22 protein-coding genes are annotated in these 26,336 nt (G+C 66.0%); 16 read left to right on the top strand and 6 right to left on the bottom strand.

Features of this window, described 5'->3' with window-relative positions; all coding sequences use genetic code 11:
- Position 1 precedes the first annotated feature (1 nt).
- Complete coding sequence (locus ToN1_RS17600; RefSeq protein WP_169206255.1) at positions 2 to 1,630, top strand: methyl-accepting chemotaxis protein; 1,629 nt, start codon at positions 2 to 4, stop codon at positions 1,628 to 1,630.
- A 123-nt stretch (positions 1,631 to 1,753) separates the two neighbouring features.
- Here the strand turns inward: ToN1_RS17600 and ToN1_RS17605 are convergent, their stop codons facing one another.
- From ToN1_RS17605 to ToN1_RS17620, 4 genes are all read right to left on the bottom strand, one after another.
- Complete coding sequence (locus tag ToN1_RS17605; protein WP_169206256.1) at positions 1,754 to 2,521, bottom strand: hypothetical protein; 768 nt, start codon at positions 2,519 to 2,521, stop codon at positions 1,754 to 1,756.
- Positions 2,484 to 2,723: a hypothetical protein gene (locus ToN1_RS17610; RefSeq protein ID WP_169206257.1), complete on the bottom strand. Its 240-nt coding sequence runs from the start codon at positions 2,721 to 2,723 to the stop codon at positions 2,484 to 2,486. The genes ToN1_RS17605 and ToN1_RS17610 overlap by 38 nt, the downstream gene beginning before the upstream one ends.
- 343 nt (positions 2,724 to 3,066) lie before the next feature.
- Positions 3,067 to 4,314: a hypothetical protein gene (locus tag ToN1_RS17615; RefSeq protein ID WP_169206258.1), complete on the bottom strand. Its 1,248-nt coding sequence runs from the start codon at positions 4,312 to 4,314 to the stop codon at positions 3,067 to 3,069.
- Between the two features lie 101 nt (positions 4,315 to 4,415).
- The gene (locus tag ToN1_RS17620) at positions 4,416 to 5,528 is read right to left on the bottom strand and encodes an AraC family transcriptional regulator (protein WP_169206259.1); all 1,113 of its coding nucleotides are present in this window, start codon (positions 5,526 to 5,528) and stop codon (positions 4,416 to 4,418) included.
- A gap of 164 nt (positions 5,529 to 5,692) precedes the next feature.
- Here ToN1_RS17620 and ToN1_RS17625 point away from each other — a divergent pair, with 164 nt between their 5' ends.
- The 6 genes from ToN1_RS17625 to ToN1_RS17650 all read left to right on the top strand — a co-directional run bounded on the left by ToN1_RS17625 (position 5,693) and on the right by ToN1_RS17650 (position 15,008).
- On the top strand, positions 5,693 to 6,865 hold the full coding sequence (locus ToN1_RS17625) for an isovaleryl-CoA dehydrogenase (RefSeq protein WP_169206260.1): 1,173 nt from the start codon (positions 5,693 to 5,695) through the stop codon (positions 6,863 to 6,865).
- Positions 6,865 to 8,472: a carboxyl transferase domain-containing protein gene (locus ToN1_RS17630; protein ID WP_169206261.1), complete on the top strand. Its 1,608-nt coding sequence runs from the start codon at positions 6,865 to 6,867 to the stop codon at positions 8,470 to 8,472. The genes ToN1_RS17625 and ToN1_RS17630 overlap by 1 nt, the downstream gene beginning before the upstream one ends.
- A 13-nt stretch (positions 8,473 to 8,485) precedes the next feature.
- Positions 8,486 to 10,492 carry an acetyl/propionyl/methylcrotonyl-CoA carboxylase subunit alpha gene (locus ToN1_RS17635; protein ID WP_169206262.1) on the top strand — a complete coding sequence of 669 codons (2,007 nt, stop codon included), beginning with the start codon at positions 8,486 to 8,488 and terminating at the stop codon, positions 10,490 to 10,492.
- Between the two features lie 133 nt (positions 10,493 to 10,625).
- Positions 10,626 to 12,314, top strand: a complete 1,689-nt coding sequence (locus tag ToN1_RS17640; protein ID WP_169206263.1) for an AMP-binding protein — start codon at positions 10,626 to 10,628, stop codon at positions 12,312 to 12,314.
- Positions 12,315 to 12,325: 11 nt separating this feature from the next.
- Positions 12,326 to 13,000 carry a glutathione S-transferase family protein gene (locus tag ToN1_RS17645; protein WP_169206264.1) on the top strand — a complete coding sequence of 225 codons (675 nt, stop codon included), beginning with the start codon at positions 12,326 to 12,328 and terminating at the stop codon, positions 12,998 to 13,000.
- A gap of 19 nt (positions 13,001 to 13,019) precedes the next feature.
- Entirely contained in the window at positions 13,020 to 15,008 is a 1,989-nt protein-coding gene (locus ToN1_RS17650) for an acetoacetate--CoA ligase (RefSeq protein ID WP_210147851.1), read from the top strand.
- A 92-nt stretch (positions 15,009 to 15,100) separates the two neighbouring features.
- On the opposite strand, the gene guaD is transcribed toward ToN1_RS17650, so the two are convergent.
- On the bottom strand, positions 15,101 to 16,393 hold the full coding sequence (gene guaD, locus ToN1_RS17655; protein ID WP_169206265.1) for a guanine deaminase: 1,293 nt from the start codon (positions 16,391 to 16,393) through the stop codon (positions 15,101 to 15,103).
- A 10-nt stretch (positions 16,394 to 16,403) separates the two neighbouring features.
- Complete coding sequence (locus ToN1_RS17660) at positions 16,404 to 16,955, bottom strand: NUDIX hydrolase (protein WP_169206266.1); 552 nt, start codon at positions 16,953 to 16,955, stop codon at positions 16,404 to 16,406.
- 192 nt (positions 16,956 to 17,147) lie between these two features.
- On the opposite strand from ToN1_RS17660, the gene ToN1_RS17665 reads away from it, so the two are divergent.
- The 9 genes from ToN1_RS17665 (at position 17,148) to ToN1_RS17705 (ending at position 26,306) form a co-directional block, all read left to right on the top strand.
- Positions 17,148 to 19,172 carry a GGDEF domain-containing response regulator gene (locus ToN1_RS17665; protein WP_169206267.1) on the top strand — a complete coding sequence of 675 codons (2,025 nt, stop codon included), beginning with the start codon at positions 17,148 to 17,150 and terminating at the stop codon, positions 19,170 to 19,172.
- 176 nt (positions 19,173 to 19,348) lie between these two features.
- The gene (gene flhD / locus ToN1_RS17670) at positions 19,349 to 19,663 is read left to right on the top strand and encodes a flagellar transcriptional regulator FlhD (protein ID WP_169206268.1); all 315 of its coding nucleotides are present in this window, start codon (positions 19,349 to 19,351) and stop codon (positions 19,661 to 19,663) included.
- 111 nt (positions 19,664 to 19,774) lie between these two features.
- Entirely contained in the window at positions 19,775 to 20,377 is a 603-nt protein-coding gene (gene flhC, locus ToN1_RS17675; RefSeq protein WP_169206269.1) for a flagellar transcriptional regulator FlhC, read from the top strand.
- A 155-nt stretch (positions 20,378 to 20,532) separates the two neighbouring features.
- Positions 20,533 to 21,387 (top strand): flagellar motor stator protein MotA, encoded by an 855-nt coding sequence (gene motA, locus ToN1_RS17680; RefSeq protein ID WP_169206270.1) that lies wholly within the window; start codon positions 20,533 to 20,535, stop codon positions 21,385 to 21,387.
- 67 nt (positions 21,388 to 21,454) lie between these two features.
- Entirely contained in the window at positions 21,455 to 22,495 is a 1,041-nt protein-coding gene (gene motB, locus ToN1_RS17685; protein WP_169206271.1) for a flagellar motor protein MotB, read from the top strand.
- 57 nt (positions 22,496 to 22,552) lie between these two features.
- On the top strand, positions 22,553 to 23,551 hold the full coding sequence (locus ToN1_RS17690; protein ID WP_244860817.1) for a CheR family methyltransferase: 999 nt from the start codon (positions 22,553 to 22,555) through the stop codon (positions 23,549 to 23,551).
- Between the two features lie 19 nt (positions 23,552 to 23,570).
- Positions 23,571 to 24,167 carry a chemotaxis protein CheB gene (locus ToN1_RS17695; protein WP_169206272.1) on the top strand — a complete coding sequence of 199 codons (597 nt, stop codon included), beginning with the start codon at positions 23,571 to 23,573 and terminating at the stop codon, positions 24,165 to 24,167.
- 200 nt (positions 24,168 to 24,367) lie between these two features.
- Positions 24,368 to 25,336, top strand: a complete 969-nt coding sequence (locus ToN1_RS17700; RefSeq protein WP_169206273.1) for a chemotaxis protein — start codon at positions 24,368 to 24,370, stop codon at positions 25,334 to 25,336.
- A gap of 13 nt (positions 25,337 to 25,349) precedes the next feature.
- Positions 25,350 to 26,306, top strand: coding sequence for a chemotaxis protein (locus ToN1_RS17705; RefSeq protein ID WP_169206274.1), 957 nt, complete (start codon positions 25,350 to 25,352; stop codon positions 26,304 to 26,306).
- The last annotated feature ends 30 nt before the right edge of the window (positions 26,307 to 26,336 follow it).

Below are 26,336 nucleotides of genomic sequence, written 5' to 3' on the forward strand. Positions count from 1 at the left end.
GATGTTTCGGAGTCCAGCCATTCGCACGCGCCTCATCTTCCTCGTGTGCGTGCTTGCGAGCCTGCTCGTGGTGATCGGCATTACCGGCCTGCACGGCATGTCGGGGTCCAATGACAGGTTGAAGGCCGTGTATGAAAACCAAACCCTGCCGCTCATCGAACTCGGCAGCGCCCTCGACAGCATGCACCGCATCCGCGTGCACGTGCTGGCCGCGGCGGTGAATGCCGGGAACCGCGACATGGTCGAGGAGCAGTTGCGACACATTCCCGAGCTCGACGCGACCATCGGCGCAGCGCGCAGCGCGATCCTCGCCTTGCCGCTGACCCCGGAGGAAAAGGCAACGGTGATGCGTATCGACGATGGCTGGAACGCCTACGTCGCAGTGCGCAATCAGGTGATCGAGACCATCCGCGGCGGCGATCGCGACCAGGCTTCGGCGATCATGAAGGCGACCGGTGCGGGGGAAAAGTACAACGACGCCGTCCGCAGCCTGCGCAAGCTGATGGAGCTGAAGGCCGCCGCAACGGGCATGCAGTTCGGCCAGGCCTCGCTCGAATACGATGAGGTGCGGCAGGCGACGGTCAGCGTCATCGTGGTCGGCTTGCTGGCGGCCCTTGCCGTTGCGGCATGGATCATCCGATCGATCACGCAACCGTTGCGTGCGGCGGTGGCGGTGGCCGAGCGGATCGCCGGGGGAAACCTCGGTGGCGCCGTGCCGGCCGCCGGTCGCGATGAAATCGGCCAGTTGCTGGGGGCTCTGGCGAGCATGCAGGCGGCGTTGTCGAAAACCGTCGCGGCGATCCGCGAAAGTTCTGCCGACCTCAATGGTGCGGCGGGCGTGCTCTCGGCGGCATCCTGTCAGGTCGCGGCGAGCTCGTCCGAGCAGAGTTCCGCTGCCGCCGCAGTCGCTGCGGCAATCGAGCAGATGACGGTCAGCATCGACCAGGTCGCGGCGAGCGCATCCGAAGCCGAAACGATCTCCCGTCATGCCGGGAATCTGTCCGACGAGGGGGGCGAGGTGATCCACGGCGCCGTCGCCGAGATGTCCAACATCGCGCAGACGGTCAGCCAGTCCTCGCAGGTGATCGAGGCACTCGAGAAGAAATCCGCGGAGATTTCGGCAATCGTCAGCGTCATCCGCGATATTTCGGACCAGACCAACCTGCTTGCGCTGAATGCGGCGATCGAGGCGGCGCGCGCGGGCGAGCAGGGTAGGGGCTTCGCGGTGGTTGCCGACGAGGTGCGCAAGTTGTCCGAGCGCACCGGCGAATCCACGCGCGAGATCGCGGACATGATCGCGAGCATCCAGAACGGAACCCGCAGTGCCGTCGCGAGCATGGGGACGGGGGTCCGGCAGGTCGGTCAGGGGGTGACCCTTGCCAATCAGGCTGGCCAGTCGATTACCGGGATCAAGAGCAGCGCCGCCGGTGTGGTCCATGCGGTGAGCGAGATCTCACTCGCGCTGAAGGAGCAGAGCGCTGCGAGCAACGAGGTCGCGATCAATGTCGCGCGCATCACCGAGATGTCCGAGGAGAACTCCGAAGCGACACGCCAGACGGCGGAGGCGGCGCAGCGACTCGCGCAGCTGGCCGGTTCGCTGGAACTCGCGGTGGGACACTTCAGCGTTTGAGTGCGCCGTTGAGTCGCCAGCGTCCGCACCGGCTGGGGGTACGACGCCCGGAGGGGCTGCAATGGCACGGCCGGGCGGATGAGGGGCACGGTGCCGCCTGCGTCCGTCGCCGCGTCGTTCGCCCTAGAAAATCTGGGCGTTGAAGATGCTGCTGAGGATGAGGTCCAGTTCCATCGAAAGACCGTACAGCAGAAGTTTTCCTTGTTCGTCGCGCGCGAACACGAGGGCGGGCCATGCATTGCGGCGGGTGACCTGGAAGGGCGGCAATTGCTCGGAGGGGAAGGCCTTGAAGTCCGGGCTCTCCTTGAAATCCTGTAGGTTCCAGTCGCCCAGGTCGTCGAACACCATGTACCAGAGTTCGACCTGGCGGTCGCCGTCGGCAAAGGTGCCGCCGAAACCCACCGGTCGGATTTCCTTCGACAGCAGCAGTTGGGGGATGACCGCGCCGGGCGCCGTTACGCGGCGGTCGCGCGAATAACCGGCTTCGACGAGCAGGCGCCGCAGATCGAGCCTCTTGATGCCGGGGTGGATGGACCGAGCATAGACCTGGTCGAAGGCGCTCAGCTCGCGTTGCCGGAGCATCGCAAGGCCGTACTCGGGGTCGCTCTTCGATTGTTTCCGGTGGGCCTCGACGTCGCCCCGGAAACGCTTCTGCCAGTCCGCGAGGTCGGCGGTATATCGCCTCGCGTCGAAACCTGGCTGGGTGTAGGTGTCCGCCGGCAAGGGCTTCGCCCGGTTGGCTTGTTCTTCGGCACGCCGCGCCTCCCACTGCATCTCCGCGGGTGACGGCGGGTGGACGAGTGCGATCCGCGTCTGGCCGTCAATCTGCCTGGAGGTGAGCACGAAGCCCGTACTATGGCGGACGAACCAGAGCTCTTTCGGCCGATGCATGACGCCATGCGTCATACAGCGCGGCACGCGTTTCCTCGGAGAGCCGGGCTTCGCCGTTCGAGTCGGTTTCGCCCTCGGCCAGCGCAACGCGATTGGCCACGACGTCGAGTTCGGTCGCGCCGGCGGTGATGCGCCATCTGATGTTCGGCTCCGGAACGCCGCCGGCCCCGTCGATATCGCGCACGACGATGCGCGTCTTCATGAAGGCGTCTTGCACGTCCGAAGACGGAGTGGTCTCTGCCGGTGTCGGCGCGCTCAGCGGAAGAAGGCAAATCAGTGCGACGATGCGGAGAAGTGCTGAATTCATCGCGGAATGACTTGCTTGTCCGGCATGCGGGGGAGAAGGCGCCGCTGCGCGAGAACCATAGGGAGACTGTTCGCGGGTCCCGCACTGCCGGGGATCGTGTGTCGGGGAAATCGCTGCTGCGGTCCGTTGATGTAAATAGGATATGCATCATGAATTGAGCGAGGGCGCGCGGCAATTCTGCATGTTCCTTAGCGACAGTGTCGCGGGCATTCCCGGCGCACTGGGTGGCGGTGCGGGGTCAGGCCGGATGCCCCGGATTCGCGCACTGTTCCTTCATTGGGGATGAACCCGCCCCGAAGGGCGCCTGCCCGCGCAGGATGCTTCGCTGCAGCTGCGCGGCGACGTCATGGGCGATGCGCCAGTTCTCCTTGCCGGTCCGGATTTCGATCCCGATGTCGGACGCTTTCAGCACGAGGTCGCCCCAGTCCGCAATCTCGAGCGTCGCCTCGTCGTGCAACGTGTACCGCATCCGGCCTTCCGCGCCGGTGACGTTCAATATTGCACTGCAGACCAGGGGAATCTGCGACGCGGTGGCCTTCGGGATGAAATGGACCGTGTCCGGCGATTCATGCTGCGGAGCCGTGGTCCGCGTCGAGGTCCGGGTGAGTACGGCGTCGAGCGGCCGGAGCCGGGCTTTTCTGCGATTGGTGGCGACGAGTTGGCCGGCCTGTTCGGGGGACCAGGTGAAGTACTGCTGGAATCGTGCAACCAGCTCGTCCCGTGCCGTCATCTGATCATCGTTCATGCCTTCGACGGCGTAGGTTGCCGAATCGGAAGGGGAGTCCAGGTCCGTCACGACGAGCAGCAGCGCCTGCAGACCGGTCGAGAGGCTGTCCGTGTAGCCGGCGCGCGCCACCCAGCGGCCGTCTGGCGAGCGCGAGGCGAAGCTCAAGTACGCGATGCCTTGCGGTTCGGCCAGTTCGATCTGGCGCAGGCTGGCGGTATCGAACCAGTTGCTGTTGTTGATGGCGATGACGGGATAGTTTCTGAGGTCCCACGCTCCGCCCCGGTCGAGACGGTTGTTCGCGAGGTCCCACAGGCCATCGTTCCTGACGGAGAGTCTCGTCTTTTCCAGTTGCCCGTTTCTTTCGACGAACAGCCATGTTTCCGCATCGCCATTTCCGCTCGTGCCGCCATACGGGACGAGCAGTGCGGGCGGGTTATCGGATACGACGTGTGGCGTCGACAGGCTGAATTCACCGACCCATTCGCGGTCCGAGCAGAGCGCGCTGCCGCCCCATCCCTTCGGGGTGCAGAAATCGACCTTGCTGCCCTTGAACCGCAGAATGGTGTGCCAGTAATAATCGCCGCGGAATTGGAAGCTGTCGCCGCGAGCGTAGTGGACCTTCCAGCGCCCCATTTCGAACGATCCGACCTTGAGCCACTCCTCCGGTTCGGGGCGCACCACCGGGCCGGCATCCAGGCCGCACCCCGCTGTCAGCAACAGGAGGAGCATGCAGGTCGCGGCGCGGATTGTCTTGAGCATCTGTGTGGTCGGACTCGATCAGCCGGAATGAATGAGCAGGATTGGCCGCAAAGGGCTTCTTCATTATGCCATTTGCCTTGCGGTCAAGGCGATCCATGCCGTCACCGCGACGAGCTACGGGGTGAGGGGCGCGCAGCGTCATCCGCTTGCACGATGCTCCTTGGCGGGGAGTCACGCCGCTCGCGGTAGGCGCTCGGCGATGCCCCCGTCCACTGACGGAATGCCCGGGAAAAGCTCTTCTCGTTGCGGAAGCCCGCCGACAGCGCGATCTGCTTGATCGTGCGGTTCGTGCGGATCAGCAGCTCGATCGCGCGTTCCCTTCGCGCCTCGACCTTCAGTTCCTGCAGTGACGCCCCCTCCTCGTCGAGCTGGCGGTGCAGCGTGCGCGGCGACAGGTGCAGGCGCTCGGCCAGCGTCTCGGCGGTCGCGCCCTCGTCAAGCCGCTCGCGCAGCAGGTGACGCACGCGCTGCACCAGCAGGCGGTCGCGGCGGTATTGCAGCACCGTGAGCGGCAGGGCGCGGCGCAGCATCTGTTGCAAGGCGGCTTCGTCGCGCCGCAGCGGCAGGTGCAGGTACTGTGCGTCGAAGCTGATCTCGGCCTGCTCCGCATCGAACTGCACCGGGCCCTGAAAGAGCAGCGGATAGACGCCCTTGTGCGGCGGCGCGGGGAAGGGGAAGCGCGCCGCGAGCAGCGGGATGCGCGAGTCGATCGCCCAGCACGCGTAGCCGAGCAGATAGCGCAGCAGCGTGATGATGCAGAACTCATGCATGTCACCGAGGTAGCGGCGCACTTCGAGGCGAATGTGCGCGATGTCGCTATCTCCGTTTAGCTCGCTGAGGTGCAGCAGGATGTCGTCGGTGAGCAGGCGGTGGTGGCGGCACCAGCGCTTCAGCGCGACGCCGAGGTCGGGCGAGGTGATCGATGCGCGGCACAGCATGCCGTAGCTGCCCCACGGCAGTCGGCGCGAAAACCAGCCCAGCGCCTCGTCGTCGAGCTCCTGCATCGCGACCGCAGACATGATCTCCATCTGGCCCGCGGTGACGCGTGCATCGAGGTCGTCCAGCATCGCTGGCGGGATCTGCGCCTCGTGCAGCGCGTTGGCAGGATTGATTCCATATCGACGATACGCCGCGACGATCGTGCGGATGAACGCGATAGGCGTCGCAGCCGGGCCGCGCGTCGGATCGCCGACCGAGGGGATCACGGTGGTCATCGTCAAATCATAAAACCATTGGCAGGATTTGCAACCACCTTGGCGCCCGAAGCGTCGCGCGCAGGCCTACTCTTATGCGGCCACGACGTTTTGCCGATGCGCGTCTAAGCTTCATCGGTACATGTCCCGAATACCAACGCGATCCAGGAAGCGAGGAGACCCACATGAACATTCCCAGCCTGAACTTCAATCACGGCGAAACCATCGATGCACTGCGCGACGCGGTGCGCCAGTTTGCCGAGGCCGAGATCGCTCCGCGTGCCGCCGAGATCGATCGCGAAAACGAATTCCCCGCCGACCTGTGGAAGAAGTTCGGCGACATGGGCCTGCTGGGGATGACCGTCGAGGAGGAATACGGCGGCACCGGCATGGGCTACCTCGCGCACATCATCGCGATGGAAGAGATCTCGCGCGCGTCCGCGTCGGTGGGCCTCTCCTACGGCGCGCACTCGAACCTGTGCGTGAACCAGATCCGCCGCAACGGCAGCGCCGCGCAGAAGGACAAGTACCTGCCCAAGCTGATCTCGGGCGATCACGTCGGCGCGCTGGCGATGAGCGAGCCGAACGCCGGCTCCGACGTCGTGTCGATGAAGCTGCGTGCCGACAAGAAGGGCGACCGCTACGTGCTCAACGGCGCCAAGATGTGGATCACCAATGGCGGCGACGCCGACACGCTGGTCGTCTATGCCAAGACCGACACCAATGCCGGCCCGAAGGGCATCACCGCCTTCATCATCGAGAAGGGCATGAAGGGCTTCTCGCACGGCACCCACCTCGACAAGCTCGGCATGCGCGGCTCGAACACCTTCCCGCTGTTCTTCGACGACGTCGAAGTGCCGGAGGAGAACGTGCTGGGCCAGGTCGGCGGCGGCGTGAAGGTGCTGATGAGCGGCCTCGACTACGAACGCACCGTGCTGTGCGGCGGCCCGCTGGGGATCATGGCAGCGTGCATGGACATCGTCGTGCCCTACCTGCACGAGCGCAAGCAGTTCGGCCAGTCCATCGGCGAGTTCCAGCTGATGCAGGGCAAGGTCGCCGACATGTATTCCATCTGGAGCGCGACGCGCGCCTATGTGTATGCCGTCGGCCAGGCCTGCGACCGTGCCGACCACGCGCGCACACTGCGCAAGGACGCGGCCGGCGCGATCCTGTACTCGGCCGAGAAGGCGACCTGGATGGCGGGCGAGGCGATCCAGACCCTCGGCGGCGTCGGCTACACCAACGAATACGCGACCGGCCGCCTGTGGCGCGACGCGAAGCTTTACGAGATCGGCGCCGGCACGAGCGAGATCCGCCGCATGCTGATCGGTCGCGAACTCTTCGCGGAGACCCTGTGATGAGTGTCATCAAGTCTTCCATCAACACGCGCAGCCCGGACTTCGCGGGCAACGCCGAGGCGATGCGCAAGCTCGTCGGCGACCTGCGCGACAAGGCCGCGGAAGTGGCCCTTGGCGGCGGCGAATCCGCCCGGCAGAAGCACACCGCGCGCGGCAAGCTGCTGCCGCGTGATCGCGTGAATCACCTGCTCGACCCCGGCACGCCCTTCCTCGAAATCGGCCAGATGGCCGCGTACGGCATGTACGACAACGACGCGCCGTCGGCGGGCGTCATCGCCGGCATCGGCCGCGTGAAGGGCGTCGAGTGCATGATCGTCGCCAACGACGCGACGGTGAAGGGCGGCAGCTACTTCCCGATGACGGTGAAGAAGCACCTGCGCGCGCAGGAGATCGCGCAGATGAACAACCTGCCCTGCGTCTATCTGGTCGACTCGGGCGGCGCCAACCTGCCGACGCAGGACGAGGTCTTCCCCGACCGCGATCACTTCGGCCGCATCTTCTTCAATCAGGCCAACATGAGCGCGCAGGGCATCCCGCAGATCGCGGTCGTGATGGGCTCCTGCACCGCCGGCGGCGCCTACGTGCCGGCGATGAGCGACGAGGCGGTGATCGTCAAGAACCAGGGCACGATCTTCCTCGGCGGCCCGCCGCTGGTGAAGGCCGCGACCGGTGAAGTGGTCAGCGCCGAGGATCTCGGCGGCGGCGACGTGCATACCCGCATCTCGGGTGTCGCGGACCACCTCGCTGAGAACGACGCGCACGCCCTCTACATCGCGCGTCGCATCGTGTCGAACCTGAATCGCCAGAAGCCGGTGTCGCTCAAGGTCGGCGCGGGCGAGGAGCCGCTGTACGACCCCGAGGAGATCTACGGCATCATCCCCGCCGATCCGCGCAAACCCTACGACGTGCGCGAAGTCATCGCCCGCGTGGTGGACGGCTCGCGTTTCGACGAATTCAAGTCGCGCTACGGCACCACGCTGGTCACCGGCTTCGCCCAGCTCTACGGCTACCCGGTCGGCATCGTCGCGAACAACGGCATCCTGTTCGGCGAATCGGCGCAGAAGGGCGCGCACTTCGTCGAACTGTGCGCCCAGCGCGGCATCCCGCTGCTCTTCCTGCAGAACATCACCGGCTTCATGGTCGGCCGCAAGTACGAGAACGGTGGTATCGCCAAGGACGGCGCGAAGATGGTGACCGCGGTCGCCACCGCCCAGGTGCCAAAGCTCACGATGATCATGGGCGGCTCCTTCGGCGCCGGCAACTACGGCATGTGCGGCCGCGCCTACTCACCCCGCTTCCTGTGGATGTGGCCGAACGCGCGTGTCTCGGTGATGGGCGGTGAGCAGGCCGCGAGCGTGCTCTCCACCGTGCGCCGTGACGGCATCGAAGCCAAGGGCGGCACCTGGAGCAAGGAAGACGAGGAGGCGTTCAAGGCGCCGATCCGCGAGCAGTACGAAGTGCAGGGCCACCCTTACTACGCGACCGCGCGCATGTGGGACGACGGCGTCATCGACCCGGCGCAGAGCCGCCGCGTGCTCGGTCTGTCGCTGTCGGCGACGCTCAACGCGCCGATCCCGCAGACGAAGTTCGGCCTGTTCCGGATGTAAGGGGGAGATAACAATGTTCGAAAAAATCCTGATCGCGAACCGCGGTGAAATTGCCTGCCGAGTGATCAAGACCGCACGCCGCATGGGCATCAAGACCGTCGCGGTCTATTCGGAGGCCGACGCCAATGCCCGCCACGTGCGCCTTGCCGACGAGGCCGTGCTGATCGGTCCGGCCGCCGTCAAGGAAAGCTACCTGGTCATCGACCGCATCATCGCCGCCGCGAAGCAGACCGGCGCGCAGGCGATCCACCCCGGCTACGGCTTCCTCTCGGAGAACGAGGACTTCTGCGACGCTTGCGAGCGCGAAGGCATCGTCTTCATCGGGCCGCCGGTGTCGGCGATCCGCGCGATGGGCTCGAAGTCCGAGGCGAAGAAGCTGATGGAAGCGGCCCGCGTGCCGCTTACCCCCGGTTACCACGGCGACAACCAGGAGCCCGCCTACCTGCACGAGCAGGCCGACCAGATCGGCTACCCGGTACTGATCAAGGCCGCGGCCGGTGGTGGCGGCAAGGGCATGCGTCTCGTGGAGAAGTCCGACGATTTCATCGCCGCGCTCGCCTCCTGCAAGCGCGAGGCCGCATCAAGCTTCGGCGACGAGCACGTGCTGGTCGAGAAGTACATCACCCGCCCGCGCCACATCGAGATCCAGGTCTTCGGCGACACGCACGGCAACTGCGTCTACCTCTTCGAGCGCGACTGCTCCGTGCAGCGCCGTCACCAGAAGGTGCTGGAAGAGGCACCCGCGCCCGGCATGACGCCCGAGCGCCGTGCCGCGATGGGCAAGGCCGCGGTCGAGGCGGCGAAGGCCGTCGGCTATGTCGGCGCCGGCACGGTGGAATTCATCGCGAACCAGGACGGCTCCTTCTACTTCATGGAAATGAACACGCGCCTGCAGGTCGAGCACCCGGTCACCGAGATGATCACCGGGCTGGACCTCGTCGAATGGCAGTTGCGCGTCGCCTCCGGCGAACCGCTGCCGCTCGCGCAGGAGCAACTGCAGATCCGCGGGCACGCGCTGGAAGCGCGCATCTACGCCGAAGATCCGGCGAAGGGCTTCCTGCCGTCGACTGGCAAGCTGCTGCACCTGGCGCCCCCGGCCGAGAACATGCACGTGCGCGTCGACACCGGAGTGGAGGAGGGCGACGAGATCAGCCCCTTCTACGATCCGATGATCGCCAAGTTGATCGTGTGGGACGAGAACCGCGATCAGGCGCTTGCCCGCATGCTGCAGGCGCTGGCGGACTACCGGGTCGTCGGCCTCGCGAACAACATCGAGTTCCTGTCGCGCCTGACGAACTGCCCCGCCTTCGCGAACGCCGATCTCGACACCGGCCTCATCGAGCGCGAGAAGACCTATCTCTTCCCCGAAGGCGAGGAGCCGCCCGCCGAAGCCTGGTTTGTCGCGGCCCTTGGCGAGTTGCGGCGTGAAGCCGCGTGCGCCGAAGACGAGGCGGAGAGCGGCACCGACCCCGGTTCGCCATGGCATGCGCGCGATGGCTGGCGCCTGAATGCCACCGCGAAGCGCGAGTTGATCTTCCGTTTCGGCGAGATGCAGAAAAGCGTGCAGGTCGCCTACCGCGGCGGTAACCGCTACACGCTCGGCGTCGACGGGTGCTGCACCGAAGCGCGCGGCCGCCTCGACGAGCGCGGCCACATGCGCGTCGAGTTCGACGGTACGCGCATGGACGCGACCATGATCACGGCGGGCCGCATGCGGCACGTCTTCCTGCACGGCCGCAGCTGGCAGTTCGCCAACGTCGACCCCCTGCACTACACCGGCGAGGGCGGCGGTGCCGAAGGCGGGTTGCTCGCGCCGATGCCCGGCAAGGTCATTGCGCTGCTCGCGGAGGCCGGCAGCAAGGTCGAGAAGGGTGCGCCGCTGCTGATCCTGGAGGCGATGAAGATGGAACACACCATTACTGCCCCGGCGGCGGGCCTGCTCAAGGCTTTCCGCTTCGTGGTCGGCGACCAGGTCGGCGATGGGGCGGAACTCGTCGAGTTCGAATCCGAGAAGCAGTGAGGATTGGCGGGATGCGCGCAGCGTATCCCGCCACGCGGCGTTTCCGACGCCGCGACCGGCAGATGGGCCGGAGACACCCTCCCTCAGCACCACCACACAAAACATCCGAAACGGGGACATTGGAGAGAGACACATGACCCAGTTGAGCTACGTCCACGGCGCCTCCGAGAAGCGCCTGATCGGCCAGACCATCGGCCGCTTCTTCGATGAGGCCTGCGCCCGTCACGCCGCCCGCGAGGCGCTCGTCGTGCGTCACCAGAACGTGCGCCTCACCTACGCCGCACTGAAGCAGCGCGTCGACGCCTTGGCGTGCAGCTTCATGCGTCTGGGCCTCAAGCGCGGCGAGCGTATCGGCATCTGGTCGCAGAACAACGTCGAATGGGCGCTGACCCAGTTCGCCACCGCGAAGGCCGGCCTCGTGCTCGTAAACATCAACCCGGCTTACCGCCGCGCCGAACTCGAATACGCGCTCAACAAGGTCGGCTGCCGCGCGCTGGTGATGTCGCCGGCCTTCAAGAGCAGCAACTACCTCGAAATGCTCGGCGACCTCGCGCCCGAGCTCGCGCAGTCCGAGGCTGGCAAACTCCGGGCCGCGAAGCTGCCGACGCTCGAGATCATCATCCGCATGGGCACCGACCGGACGCACGGCATGCTCAACTTCGACGACCTGCTGCACGCGCCCACCGGCGACGAGCTCGACGCGCTCGAAGCCCTCGGCGACGAACTGCAGTTCGACGACCCGATCAACATCCAGTTCACCTCCGGCACCACCGGTCAGCCCAAGGGCGCGACGCTGTCGCACCACAACATCCTCAACAACGGCTTCTTCGTCGGCGAAGCGATCCGCCTCGTCGAAGGCGACCGCCTGTGCATACCGGTACCGCTCTACCACTGCTTCGGCATGGTGATGGGCAACCTCGGCTGCCTGACGCACGGCGCGACGATGATCTACCCGGCCGAAGCCTTCGAACCGCTCGCCGTGCTCGAGACCCTCGCCGAGGAGCGCTGCACCGCGAACTACGGCGTGCCGACGATGTTCATCGCGATGCTCGACCATCCGCGTTTCGCCGAATTCGACCTGTCGCGCCTGCGCACCGGCATCATGGCCGGCAGCCCGTGCCCGATCGAAGTGATGAAGCGCGTCATCGACAAGATGAACATGCGCGAAGTCACCATCGCCTACGGCATGACCGAGACCTCGCCGGTGAGCTTCCAGAGCGGCACCGACGACCCGCTCGACCGCCGCGTCTCCACCGTTGGGCGCGTCCAGCCGCATCTCGAAGTGAAGATCGTCGACAACGAAGGCCGCATCGTCCCGCGCGGCACGCCGGGCGAACTGTGCACGCGCGGCTATTCGGTGATGCTCGGCTACTGGGAAGACGAAGCCAAGACGCGCGAAGCGATCGACGCCGGCGGCTGGATGCATACCGGCGACCTCGCGACGATCGACGACGAGGGTTTCTGCAACATCGTCGGCCGCATCAAGGACATGGTGATCCGCGGCGGCGAAAACCTGTATCCGCGCGAGATCGAGGAATTCCTCTACCGCCATCCGAAGATCCTCGACGTGCAGGTCGTCGGCGTGCCGGACCAGAAATACGGCGAGGAACTGTGCGCCTGGGTCATCGTGCGCGAAGGCCAGACGCTCACCGAAACCGAGGTGCGCGACTTCTGCCAGGGCCAGATCGCGCACTACAAGGTGCCGCGCTACATCCGCTTCGTCGACAGCTTCCCGATGACCGTGACCGGCAAGATCCAGAAGTTCCAGATTCGCGAGCAGATGAAGCGCGAACTGGGGCTGGCCGAAGCGCAGACGGCGTGAACGAAGGGCACATGATCACCCTGTACCACTGCGTCAGCGCGCGCTCCTTCCGGCCGCTGTGGATGCTCGAGGAACTCGGCCTGCCCTACGCGCTGAAGGTGCTGCCGTTCCCGCCGCGCCTCGACGCACCGGAGTACCTGGAGGTCAATCCCCTCGGCACGATCCCCGCGTTTCACGACGGCGCGACACGCATGACCGAGTCGGCGGCGATCTGCCACTATCTCGCAGCCCGGCATTCGCCGGCTGCGCTCAATGTCGAAACCAGCGAGCCCGATTTCGGCGCCTACCTCAACTTTCTGCATTTCGGCGAAGCGACGCTGACCTTCCCGCAGACGCTGGTCCTGCGCTACGCCCGCTTCGAACCGGAGGAACGCCGCCAGCCCCAGGTCGCCGAGGACTACGCACGCTGGTTCCTGTCGCGCCTGCGCACGCTCGAACCCCTGCTCGCGCAGCAGGAGTTCATCTGCGCCGGGCGCTTCACGGCCGCCGATATCTCCGTCGGCTACGCGCTGATGCTCGCCGACGACATCGGGCTCAGGGAGCGCTTCAAGCCCGCGGTGCTCGCCTACTGGCAACGCCTGCAGGCACGCGAAGGCTATCGGCGGGCGATTGCCGCGCAACAGCGCGCTGCGGTGGAGCAGGGCGTGCCGCCGCACTCGGTCGCCTTTGCGACCGGGCCGTTCTGATCGAGGAGACACACAAGAAATGATGAACAAGGAATTCGACGATCGCCCCCTGTGGACCCCGCGTCCCGACCAGATCGCCGCGACCGGCATGGCCGCCTTCACCGAGCGCATCCGCCGCGCCGCGGGCCTGCAGCTTGCCGACTACGACGCGCTGCACGACTGGTCGGTGCGCCATTCGACCGATTTCTGGCGCGAGGTCTGGGACTTCGGCGGCGTGATCGGCGAGCGCGGCGCGCGTGAGCTCATCGAGGGCTCGCGCATGCCGGGGGCGCAGTGGTTTCCGGATGCACGTTTGAACTTCGCCGAGAACCTGCTGCGCGATAGCAGCAACGAAAAGGCGCTGGTGTTCTGGGGCGAAGACAAGGTCAAGCGCAGCATGACCCGTGCGGAGCTACGCGCCGAAGTCGCGCGCTTCGCCGCCGCGCTGCGCGAAGCCGGCGTGCGCCCGCATGACCGCGTCGCGGCCTACATGCCCAACCTGCCCGAAACGCTGGTCGCGATGCTGGCGACGGCGAGCCTCGGCGCCACCTTCACGTCCGCTTCGCCCGACTTCGGCGTGCAGGGCGTGCTCGACCGCTTCGGCCAGACCGAGCCCAAGGTGCTGATCGCCTGTGACGGCTACTGGTACAACGGCAAGCCCATCGACGTCCTCGGCAAGCTCGGCGACATCGTGCGCCAGCTGCCGTCCGCGCATCGGGTGGTCGTCGTGCCCTACCTCGCAGGTGAGGAGACACCTGCGCTCTCGGCCGTCCCGGGAGCCGTGACCTACGCCGACTTCCTCGCGCCGCACGCGGCGGCAACCGAACCGCAATACGAGCGCCTGCCGTTCAACCACCCGCTCTACGTGATGTACTCGTCCGGCACCACCGGTGTGCCCAAGTGCATCGTGCACGGCGCGGGCTGCACGCTGCTGCAGCACCTCAAGGAACACAAGCTGCATGCCGACGTGCGCGAAGGCGATCGGCTTTTCTACTTCACCACCTGCGGCTGGATGATGTGGAACTGGCTGGTGTCGGGCCTCGCCGCCGGCGCCACGCTGATGCTCTACGACGGCAACCCCTTCGTGGACGACGGACGCGTGCTGTGGGACTACGCCGAGCAGGAGCGCATCACCCACTTCGGCACGTCCGCGAAATACATCGAGACCCTCGGCAAGAGCGCGCTGCGGCCGGCGGAATCCCATGACCTCTCCGCGTTGCGTGCCGTGCTGTCCACCGGCAGCCCGCTCGCGCCGCAGGGCTTCGATTTCGTCTACGAATCGATCAAGGCCGACGTGCAGCTTGCGTCGATCTCGGGCGGTACCGACATCGTCTCCTGCTTCGTCCTCGGCAACCCGACGATGCCCGTGTGGCGCGGCGAGATCCAGTGCCGCGGCCTCGGCATGGCCGTCGAGGTGTGGGACGACGAGGGCCGTCCGGTCGCGGGCGAGAAGGGTGAGCTGGTGTGCACGAAACCCTTCCCGTGCATGCCGATCGGCTTCTGGAACGACCCCGACGGCGCCAAGTACCGCGCCGCCTACTTCGAGCGCTTCGACAACGTGTGGTGCCATGGTGATTTCTGCGAGATCACGGTGCATGGCGGCCTCGTGATCCATGGCCGCTCGGATGCCACGCTCAACCCCGGCGGCGTGCGCATCGGCACCGCCGAGATCTACCGCCAGGTCGAGAGGCTGCCCGAGATCCTCGAATCCATCGTGATCGGCCAGGACTGGCCGCCGCAGGATCCGACCGATGTGCGCGTCGTCCTCTTCGTGCGCCTGCGCGAAGGTATCGCGCTCGACGAAGCGCTCATCGCCCGCATCAAGCAGGCGATCCGCGACAACGCCACGCCGCGCCACGTGCCCGCGAGGATCGTCCAGGTCAACGACATCCCGCGCACCAAGAGCGGCAAGCTCGTCGAGCTCGCGGTGCGCAACGTCGTGCACCATCGGGCAGTGAAGAACATCGAGGCGTTGGCGAACCCGGAGGCGCTCGATCTGTTCAAGGGGCGCGCGGAACTGGCATCCTAAGATGCCCCGGCCGCCGGCTGCTCCCCCGGATCGTAGGGCGGGAGTAGCCGGCGGCGTATCCCGCCATGCCCGCCCGGAGCGCACGCTTCACGTCATGTCCGGCGCCAGGCCGGCTCGCCCATCACCCAGGTTTCCGCCACGGCGCGGTCGTCGCCCAGCATCATCAGCACGAACAGCCGTTCCGCGAGCGTCTCGCATGCCGCAGAACGCCGGGCGAGCAGCGGCGTTGCGGCCGGGTCCAGCACGACGAAATCCGCCTCGCGCCCCGGCGCGAAACTGCCGATCCGGTCGTCGAGGTACAGGCTGCGCGCGCCACCGAGCGTCGCGAGATAGAAGGCCCGTTCCGGCGACAGCGACTGCCCGTTCAACTGCAGCACCTTGTACGCCTCGCCCAGCGTCTGCAGCATCGAAAAGCTCGTCCCCGCACCCACGTCGGTGCCGATCCCGACCCGTACCCCCGCAGCATCGGCCTTCGCGAGGTCGAACAGACCCGATCCCAGGAACAGGTTCGAGGTCGGACAGAAACTCATCGCCGCCCCGGTCGCCGCCATGCGCGCGCGGTCCGCATCGTCCAGCCACACGCAATGGGCGAACACGCTGCGCGGCCCGAGCTGCCCGAATCGATCATAGACGTCCAGATAACTGCGCGCTTCGGGATAGAGCTCGCGGATCCACGCCACCTCCGCGAGGTTCTCCGCGAGATGCGACTGCAGATGGATCCCCGGGTGATCGCCCATCAGCCGACCCGCGAGCCGCATCTGCTGCGGCGTCGAGGTTGCTGCGAAGCGCGGCGTCACCGCGTACAGCAGCCGCCCGCGCCCGTGCCAGCGCTCGATCAGTGCGATCGATTCGAGTTCACCGTCTTCACAGCGCTCGCACAGGAAGTCCGGGCAGTTGCGATCCATCAGCACCTTGCCGGAGATGATGCGCATGCGCCGTCGCAGCGCCGCCTCGAAAAGCGCATCGACGGAGGCGCGGTGCACCGTCGGGAACACCGCGGCACTCGTCGTGCCGTTCCGCAGCAACTCATCGCAGAAGAATTCCGCCACCGATCCCGCATGGGACGGGTCGGCGAAGGCCCGTTCCGCAGGCCAGGTGTAGCGCTCGAGCCAGGTCAGCAGCTGCCCGCCCGGGCTCGCGATGATGTCCGTCTGCGCGAAATGGATGTGCGTGTCGACGAAGCCCGGCAGGATCAGCCGTCCGCGCAGCTCCTCGATACGGGCATCCGCGGGCAGCTTCGCGAGCAGCGCATCCGCCGGTCCGGCCTCCGCGACGAGGCCGTCGCGCACGATCAGCAAGCCGTCCGCGAAATGCTGCAGCGACTCCGCCCCCCCGCCGGCCGGATCGCCGGTGAAATGCAGGATCTCGCCGCGGACTGCGCGCATCGTCGCCGCCTCAGGGAATCGTCGCCGCCGGCGGCAGCGCAATGCTCGCGTTGTGGGTGCCGAAACTGCCGCGGCGCCGGTCCTCGAAATAATGGCGCAGCGTCAGTGCGATCGTGCGGAAGGCAATGTCGTCCCAGGGGATGTCCTGCTCCTCGAACAGCGCCACCTCGAGCGACTCCTCGCCCGGCCCGAAGTCGAGGTCCAGCAGGCGCGCGCGATACACGATATGCACCTGGTTGATGTGCGGCACGCTGATCAGCGTGAACAGCTCGCCCACCTCGATGCGTGCACACGCCTCCTCGAGCGTCTCGCGCGCCGCCGCCTCGGCGGTGCTCTCGGCATTCTCCATGAATCCCGCGGGCAAGGTCCAGAAGCCGTGGCGCGGTTCGATCGCCCGGCGGCACAGCAGGATACGCTCGCCCCACTCGGGAATCGCGCCGACGACGATCTTCGGATTCTGGTAGTGGATCGTCCCGCAGCTCACGCATACATGGCGCGGCAGGGTGTCGCCGGGCGGGACGCGCAGCGTCACGTTCGCGCCGCAGTCTGAGCAATATTTCATCGTGTTCGCCGACCTGTTGATTCGGACAAATTCTAGCCCTTATTCAGCCCCCGAGACCGCCCGGCAACGCGGAGTCGATCGTCCCCTCGTGACAGCAGACGGCCCGGCACGGTACAGTCTCGCCGGACCCGAACGCCGTCCGCAGCGAGTCTGCGCCGCGGCAACCCTCCTGCCTCCCTCCTGACGCCGCCGATGTCTCCCCCGTTGGATTCGACCCGCTTCGAACAGATCCGCGCTTCCGGCGATCTCCCCTCACCGAAGGGAATCGCCCTTGCGGTGATCCGCCTGACGCGCCAGCAGGACGTGTCGACGGCCGAGCTCGCGCGGGTGATCGGTGCCGACCCGGCCTTCGTCGGGCGGCTCATCAAGGCCGCCAACGGTCTCGTCGCTTTCAGTCGCCGTCCGGTCGCCTCCGTGCATGAGGCACTGATGGTCCTTGGCCTCCCAGCGGTGCGGACCATGGTGTTGGGCTTCTCGCTGCTGTCGCATTACCGGCGCGGCGCCTGCCAGGCGTTCGATTACAATCGTTTCTGGAGCGTCTCGCTGGCTCGCGCGCTCGCGGCGCAGGTTTTTGGCGAACGCACCCGTGCCGCGCCTGCCGACGAGCTCTTCGCCGTCGGCCTGCTGGGCAGCGTCGGTGAGCTCGCGCTCGCGACACTTTATCCGGCCGACTATGCGGGCGTGCTCGAACGCGCAGGCCAGCCGGGAGCGGCTCCGTTGCTCGATCTGGAGCAGGCGCAGCTCGCCATGGACCACCGCGAGCTGACCGGGGCGATGCTCGAAGACTGGGGCTTGCCACGGATCTTCATCGACGCCGTCGCCCAGTCCCACGAGCCCGACGAGCCCCAGCTCGCCGAGGGATCGCGGGCGCGCCGAATGCTTCAGGTGCTCGTCGCGGCGCGCAGCGTTGCCGAAATCTGCGTCTCCGACGCCACCGCGCGGACCAGGCTGGCTGCCGGACTTTTCGCGCAGGCTGCCTGCCTGGGCATCGAGCGCGAATGCATGGTCGCCGATTGCGAGCGCATCGCCGCGCTGTGGGTGGAATGGGGAAGCATGCTTCAGCTCGAGCAGCCTGGCGCCCCGCGTTTCGCCGACCTGGCCGAGGCCGGTCCTGTGGTCGCGGCGGCGGCAAGGACGCCCGGCCTGTCGCAGGCACGCAGCCGGAATCCGGTCCAGCTGCCCGTGACGCCCGGGCCCGCCGACACGGTGTCGGGCGAACCGGTTCCGCACGTCCAGCGTTCGCTGATCGTCGATGATGAACCGCGCACGCGCGCCAGCTTGCGTGCCGTTCTCGAACAGGCGCATTACGAAGTGCATGAGGCGGGTGACGGGCGCGCGGGCATGGAGCTCGCCCTCGAACTGCAGCCGCAGATCATGATCCTCGACTGGAAGCTGCCCGAACTCAACGGCCCGGACCTCGTCCGCTCGCTGCGCCAGACGCGCATCGGCCAGGCGATCTACATGATCCTGCTCACCCATAGCGACGATGACGAACACCTTGTCGCCGCCTTCGAGGCCGGTGCGGATGACTTCATCGCCAAGCCCCTGCGTCCGCGCGTGCTTGCCGCGCGTCTCAGGGCCGGTCAGCGCGTCGTGCGGCTGCAGCAGGAAGTCGAGCGCGAGCACGAGGAGATCCGCCATTTCGCATCGCAGCTGGCGGTCACCAATCGTCGCCTGCACGAGGCCGCGCTCACCGATGCGCTGACCGGCTTCCCCAACCGCCGCTACGCCATCGACCGCATCCAGCAGGAATGGTCCGCCGCGCAGCGCTGGGGGCGCCCCTTGTCCTGCATGATCATCGATCTGGACAACTTCAAACAGATCAACGACACCTTCGGTCACGACGTCGGCGACGAAGTCCTGCGCAGTGCCGCCGACGCCCTGAGGGGCGCGCTACGCGGCCAGGACGTCGTCTGTCGCACGGGCGGCGACGAGTTCCTCGCCATCTGCCCGGAAACGGATCTGCCGCACGCCCTGATCTGCGCCGAACGCCTGCGCAGCGCGCTCGACAAGCTGTCGCTGCAGGCCGGCGATGCACATGTGGCGATCAGCGCCAGCATCGGCGTCGCGATGCGCGAACACTGGATGCCGGACGTCGATGCGCTGATGAAACAGGCGGATCTGGGCGCCTACCTCGCCAAGCAGAAGGGGCGCAACCGCGTCGCGACGGTCCAGAAGACCGGAGAATCGGGCGGTGGCCTCGCTGCGCCCGAATGACATTCGGCGCTGCCGGTCTGCCGCTTTCTTGATGAAAAGTTATTTGAATACAGCGTCTTGAGCGAGTTGCGGTTATTACCTGTGGCTTATCTGCAACATGCCATCAGGGGTATTTTCTTGCAATTGCTCACAATTCACTTTAACTTTATCGCGCTTGTCCCTGAAAGGGAGCGGAAATGAAACGTCCTGATTTTCAGGCGGAAATCAAGGAGCTGAACCTCGCGTACCTGATGCTGGCCCAGCAGATGCTGCGCAGCGACCGGGAAACCGCGATGTTCCGCCTGGGGATCGACAAGGACGTCGCCGATCTCGTCGAGGGACTCTCGAGCGCCAAGCTGGTCAAGATGGCCAGCAGTCAGATGCTGCTGTTCCGTTTCGACGATGCCATGCTTGCCGGACTGCTTTCGGGCAAGGGGCGAGATGAAACGAGTTCCAGCCTGCATGCGGCGATCCTCGCCGCTGGCAAGCCGGTGAAGCGGTTGGCGGGATAGGCGCCGACACGGCGCCGCGGGAGGTGCAGGGCGCACGGGCGGAGGGGATACCGCCCGCCACTGCAGGATTCGCGGCGGAGCGCCCCCGGGTGGGGCGGCAAGGAGAATACGATGAAGAACAAGAGCATCATCGAAGAGGCTGAGGACATCCAGCGCGCGGCCGAAATGGTCCGACTCGGTGCCCGCATGCAGATGCTGGAAGCCGAGACCAAGCTCAGTCGCGAGCGTCTCCTCAAGATCTACAAGGAAATCCGCGGCATGTCGCCCCCGAAGGGCATGCTGCCGTTTTCCACCGACTGGTTCATGACCTGGCAGCCCAACGTGCATGCCTCGCTGTTCATGAACTTCTTCAATTTCTTCCAGGCGAATACCGGCCTCAAGGGGCTGGACGCGATCCTGAAGGCCTATCACCTGTACCTCGACCACATCGAGGCCGAAGTGATCGAGCCGGCGCTGAGCCTCACTCGCGCCTGGACGCTGGTGCGCTTCTTCGATGCGGACCTCCTGCAGATGGCCTCGTGCACCAGCTGCGGCGGCCATTTCGTCGCCCACGCCTACGACCCGACGCACGAATTCGTGTGCGGGCTGTGCAACATGCCCTCGCGCGCCGGCAAGACCAAGCGCGCCGCCGAGGCTGCACGGGCGACCGGTACCAAGCGTGCCGCGGCCCCGCGGCGTGTCGCCAAGACCAAGGCGCTCGCCACCGCCGACTGAACGGCGGCGTCCGTCCGCGCAAGGGGCCGCCGCACATGCCGGCGGCCTTTTCATTTCCGGGTTCAAGTTTGCGCGCCGAGTGACGTTAAAATCGCAATAAATCTTCCGGCGTGCGGCGGTGTTGCCGCGCGCGTCGAATCGACGGGGGCTTCCCGGTGTTCCTCATCATTGGTTATCTGCTCATCCTCGCAGCATCCGTCGGCACGTACTCCGTCCATGGCAGCCTCATGGCGTTGTGGGTGCCGATGGAATATCTCGCCATCGTCGGCCTGATGATCGGCGGCTTCGTGGGCAGCAATGGTCCGAAGGCCTTCAGGGCGACATTGAAGGCCCTTCCGGACGTGTTCAAGGGCTCGCCCTACACCAAGGCCATGTACCTCGACCTGCTCGGTCTGCTGTACGAAGTGCTGGCGAAAGTGCGCAAGGAAGGCCTGATGTCGATCGAGAACGACGTCGATAATCCCGAGTCGAGCCCGATCTTCACGAAGTACCCCACCATCATGGCCCACCACCATGCGGTCGAGTTCCTCACCGACTACCTGCGCATGATGGTCGGCGGCAACCTCAACGCCTTCGAGATCGAAGGCCTGATGGACAAGGAAATCGACACGCACCACCAGGAAACGCATATCGCGCCGCACGTCATGGCCAAGCTCGGGGACGCGCTGCCGGCCTTCGGCATCGTCGTCGCGGTGATGGGCGTGGTGAACGTGATGGGTTCGGTCGGCCAGCCGCCGGCCGTGCTCGGCAAGATGATCGGCGGCGCGCTGGTCGGCACCTTCCTCGGCATCCTGCTCTCGTACGGATTCGTGCAGCCGATCGCGAGCCAGCTCGAACAGCGCGTGGAAGAGAGCGGCAAGATGTTCGAATGCATCAAGCTGGTGCTGCTCGCGAGCATGAACGGCTACGCTCCCCAGGTCGCCGTCGAGTTTGGCCGCAAGGCACTGTATTCGAGCGAGCGTCCGACTTTCGCCGAGCTCGAGCAGGACATCAAGAGCCGCAAGGGGTGAGGCCGCCGATGACCCCATTGACCGTGCGCATGCTCGACGCTGACCCCCGCTGCGGCATGAGGTGCGGATGAGCGACGATACCCAGCAGCCCATCGTCGTCAAGCGCATCAACAAGGTCGCCGCCGCCTCGCATGGCGGCGCGTGGAAGATCGCATACGCCGACTTCGTCACGGCGATGATGGCCTTCTTCCTGCTGATGTGGCTGCTCGGCTCAACCGCCCAGGGCGACCTCGAGGGCATTGCCGACCACTTCATGAATCCGCTCAAGGTTTCGCTGCAGGGCGGCAGCGGTGCGGGCGACAGCTCCAGCGTCATCCGGGGCGGCGGCGAGGACCTGACGCGCTCGCTCGGGCAGCGCAAGCGCGGCGAAGTCGAAGGGCGGCGCTCGATCAACCTCGATGCGGCCAAGGGGCGGGAGGTGTATCGCGTCGAGGGCGACGACGAAGGGGTGGAAGCGACGCGTGAACGCGCACGTCTCGAAGACCTGAAGGGGCGCATCGAGGCGCTCGTCGAGGCCGACCCCAAGCTGCGCCCCTTCCGCAACCAGATCCTGCTCGACATCACGTCGGAAGGTCTGCGCATCCAGATCGTCGATGCGCAGAACCGCCCCATGTTCAACACCGCGAGCGACGAGCTGCTGCCTTACACGCGTGAGCTGCTGCGGGCGATCGGGCGTGCGCTCAACGATGTTTCCAACCGCCTGAGCCTCTCGGGGCACACCGATGCGGCGCGCTACGCCGGCGGCGAGCGCGGCTTCTCAAACTGGGAGCTGTCGAGCAACCGCGCCAATGCCTCGCGCCGCGAACTGGTCGCAGGAGGTCTCGAGGCGGGCAAGGTGATCCGCGTCGTGGGGCTCGCAGACATGGTGCCGCTGCGCAAGGACGACTTGTTCCATCCGATGAACCGTCGCATCAGCATCATCGTGATGAACAAGAAGACCGAGGAGGCCGTGCGCAACCAGGCCGGTGCGCTCGACATCGGTTCGGCCGCGCCGCTCGACGGCGCCGAGTTGCGCGAGAATATTGAGAGCAGGAGCCAGGCGCCCGCGACGCCGCCGAGGGGGCGCAGTGCGTTGCCGCTTCCCTTGCCGCCCGTCAAGTCGCCCTGATGCGATCGTTCATGCAATGCGCTGCCGCCCCGAAGCGGGCCTCGAGGTGATCTGAAGATGCCTGCTGGTGACTCTCCCTTCGGCCGCAAGCCGGCAACACCGGTCATTGCGGGTCGCCCGGCGGCGGCCGGTCCGATCCGCCCGAGTGTTGCGTCGACCTCCGCTTCGATGTCCGCGCCGGGGCTGGCCGCGCTGGCGGCCGCGGCCGCCGCGTCGGCGTTGTCGGTTGGCGGCGAGCGCGAGTTCGAGCTGACGCAGGCCGACTTCGAACGCATCCGCAAACTGATCTACGACCATGCGGGCATCGTCCTGTCCCCGGCGAAGCTGGACATGGTGTACAGCAGGCTCGCGCGCCGCTTGCGCGCGTGCGGCGATCGCAGCTTTGCGCAGTACATTGGCCGCCTCGAGCGCGATCGCACCGAATGGGAGACCTTCGTCAACTCGCTGACGACCAATCTCACCTCATTCTTCCGCGAGTCGCACCATTTCGACATCCTCGCCGAGCGCATGCGGCGCATTGCCGAGCGCAGAACGATTCGCATCTGGTGCAATGCGGCGTCCACCGGCGAGGAGCCGTACTCGCTCGCGATCACGGCATGCGAGGCCTTCAATTCGCTCAATCCTCCGGTGCACATTCTCGCCAGCGACATCGATACCAGCGTCCTCGCGCATGCCGAGCGCGGCGTGTATCGCGACGAACGCGTGGCGCGCATGGCGCCAGACATGCTGCGGCGCTATTTCGAGCAGGGCGCGGGGCTGGCGGCCGGCGAGCACCGCGTGCGCCCGGAGCTGAAGCGTCTGCTGAGTTTCAGGCGCATCAACCTCCTCGATCCGGTGTGGCCGGTGCAGGGGCCGCTGGATGCGATCTTCTGCCGCAACGTCATGATCTACTTCGACAAGACGACGCAGTACGGCATCCTCAAGCGTTTCGTGCCCTTGCTGCGCAAGGACGGCGCGCTGTTCGCCGGCCATTCCGAGAGCTTCATGCATGCGTCCGACCTGTTCCGTTCGACCGGGCGGACCGTCTATCAGCGCACCGATGCCGACGGCAACTAGGCCCCTGTCCGGGGGCCACGTGCCCTCCGGCCGTATCATTTTCATCGGGGCATCGACCGGCGGTACCGAGGCGATCAAGCAGGTCCTGCTCGGCTTACCGCAGAATTCGCCGCCGATCCTGATCGTGCAACACATGCCCGAAATGTTCACCGGCGCCTTCGCGCGACGCCTGGACGGGTTGTGCGCGGTGAGAGTCAAGGAGGCCGAGCATGGCGAGGCGGTGCTGCCGGGCACGGCCTACATCGCACCGGGACATTCGCACCTCCTTGTTCGGCGCGGACCGACGGGGGGACTGCAGTGCGAACTGTCGCGTGCCGATCCGGTGAATCGGCACCGACCTTCGGTCGATGCGCTGTTCGCCTCGGCGGCTGTGCAGGTGGGGGCGGCGGCTGTGGGGATCCTTCTCACGGGCATGGGCAAGGACGGTGCGCAGGGGCTGCTCGAGATGCGGCGCGCGGGGGCGTGGACCATCGCTCAGGATGCCGGCTCCTGCGTCGTATATGGGATGCCACGCGAGGCAGCGATGATCGGAGCTGCGAGCGAGGTCGTTTCGCTCGACGAAATCGCGCACCATGCATTGCGGCAGACGATGCTCGGCGGTGTGCGGGATGCTTAGGCGGGACTCTGCGTTGAGGCCGGGCCGACACGAGCCACCGGGACGGCGACCAGAGTGCGAGAATGGGCGGCTGGCGGGAAAGCAGCAGAAAATCTCTGTTGCCCCGCCTCAAGTATTTCAGGTCACTGACGTTATCTTGATTGTAATCACGGCGCAGGGATGCCGCTCCGATCATATTGCCGCGTAACGCGGAGAGTGAAATGTCCGAACTGTTCAAGAATATCGAGGCACGCACGCGCCTGGCCGGCACGAACAAGCTGGAGATACTGCTGTTTACGCTCGGCGTCGATCAGCGCACGGGACGTCGCGAAACCTTCGGCATCAACGTGTTCAAGGTGCGCGAAGTGATGCGTACGCCGACCATCACCGCTGCACCGGAGATGCCGTCCTCGGTCGAGGGCATGGTCAGCCTGCGCGGCGTGCTCGTGCCCGTCGTCGATCTCGGTCGCTACGTCGGCGTCGGCGCCGATGCCCGGCGCGACATCATGATCGTCACCGAATACAACGGCCATACGCAGGGTTTCCTGGTCGAGGCGGTCGACACCATCCTGCGCCTCGACTGGGCGCAGATGCGCGTGCCGCCGGACATGCTCACGGCCAACATGGGCGGGCTCGTCACGGCGGTCACCGAGCTCAAGGACAACAAGCTGGTAATGATGCTGGACGTCGAGAAAGTCCTGGCGGAAACGACCAATCAGGATGACCAGTACCTTTTCAAGGGCATCGAGCCGATTGAAGGAAGCACGCATACGGTGTACTTCGCCGACGACTCCTCGGTCGCGCGCCGTCAGATCGAACGCACGCTCGATGTCCTGGGTGTGCCCTATGTGGGGGCGATCAACGGCCGCATGGCGTGGGAAGAGCTGCAGAAGGCGGCACGCTTTGCCGAATCTACCGGGCGCAAGGTCAGCGACGTGGTGAGCCTGGTGCTTACCGACGTGGAGATGCCGGAGATGGACGGCTACATCCTGACCAAGTCGATCAAGTCCGACCCGCGTTTCGCGGGAATTCCGGTGATCATGCATTCTTCGCTGTCCGGCATGTCGAACCAGCAGCTCGGTAGGTCGGTCGGCGTCGATGAATACGTCCCGAAGTTCGAACCTCAGCGTCTTGCCGAGACGCTGCGCCGCCTGCTCAATTGTGCCGAGCAGCAAGGCCGCGCTTCCTGAGGAATCTTTCGCCATGTCCAGCTACCAGACCGAAGAAAACGGCGTACTGAACGTCGTCGATGGCCGTACGAGCCTTGCCGGCTCGAACCGCATGGAGATTCTGCTGTTCTCGCTCGGAACCACGGAAACCTTCGGAATCAACGTGTTCAAGGTGCGCGAGGTGTCGGCAACGCCCTTCATCACGCGCGCACCCAATATGCCGGCGGGTGTGGAGGGGCTGATTTCGCTGCGCGGCAACGTGATCCCCGTGTTGTCGCTGGCCAAGATCCTGGGCCTCGCGCGGCCGGGCGAGCCGCTCGGCGGTTCGATGATGGTCACCGAGTACAGTAAGCGCACCCTCGGATTCCTCGTCGCGGGTGTCGACCGCATCATCCGCGTCGACTGGGACAAGGTGCGCGCTCCGGACAATGTCTCGAGCAACGTGCACAACTACATTACCGCGATCACCGAATTGCCTGACGGCAAGCTGGTGTCCATCGTCGACGTCGAAACCGTTCTGGCGACGACCTTCGGCGATGCGGTGGTCGGCAACATCTCGCCGATCCCGGACGGTGAGGACTACGAGGTCTTCTACGTCGACGACTCGGGTGTCGCGCGCCGCAAGATCGCCGAAGTGCTCGACAAGCTGGGGGTCCGGCACAAACACGCGGTGAACGGACTCGAAGCGTGGACTCGCCTGCAGGGCATGGCCAGCCACGCGCAGCAGATCGGCCACCGGGTAAGCGACGAGCTCGATCTGATCCTCGTCGATGCCGAAATGCCTGAGATGGACGGGTACGTGTTGACGCGCAACATCAAGGCCGACAGCCGCTTCGACGGCATCCCCGTGGTGATGCACTCGTCGCTGTCGTCGGAAGCGAACCGGGCGATGGGAAAGCGGGTTGGTGTGGACGCCTACGTGGCAAAATTCGACGCCGATGCGCTCGCAGATACTCTGCGTCCGCTGCTGACCCGGGGGCATCAAGGCTGACCCGGGTCGTGCGCAAGATTACGGAGATAC

This window comes from Aromatoleum petrolei (assembly GCF_017894385.1).
Classification (GTDB): domain Bacteria; phylum Pseudomonadota; class Gammaproteobacteria; order Burkholderiales; family Rhodocyclaceae; genus Aromatoleum; species Aromatoleum petrolei.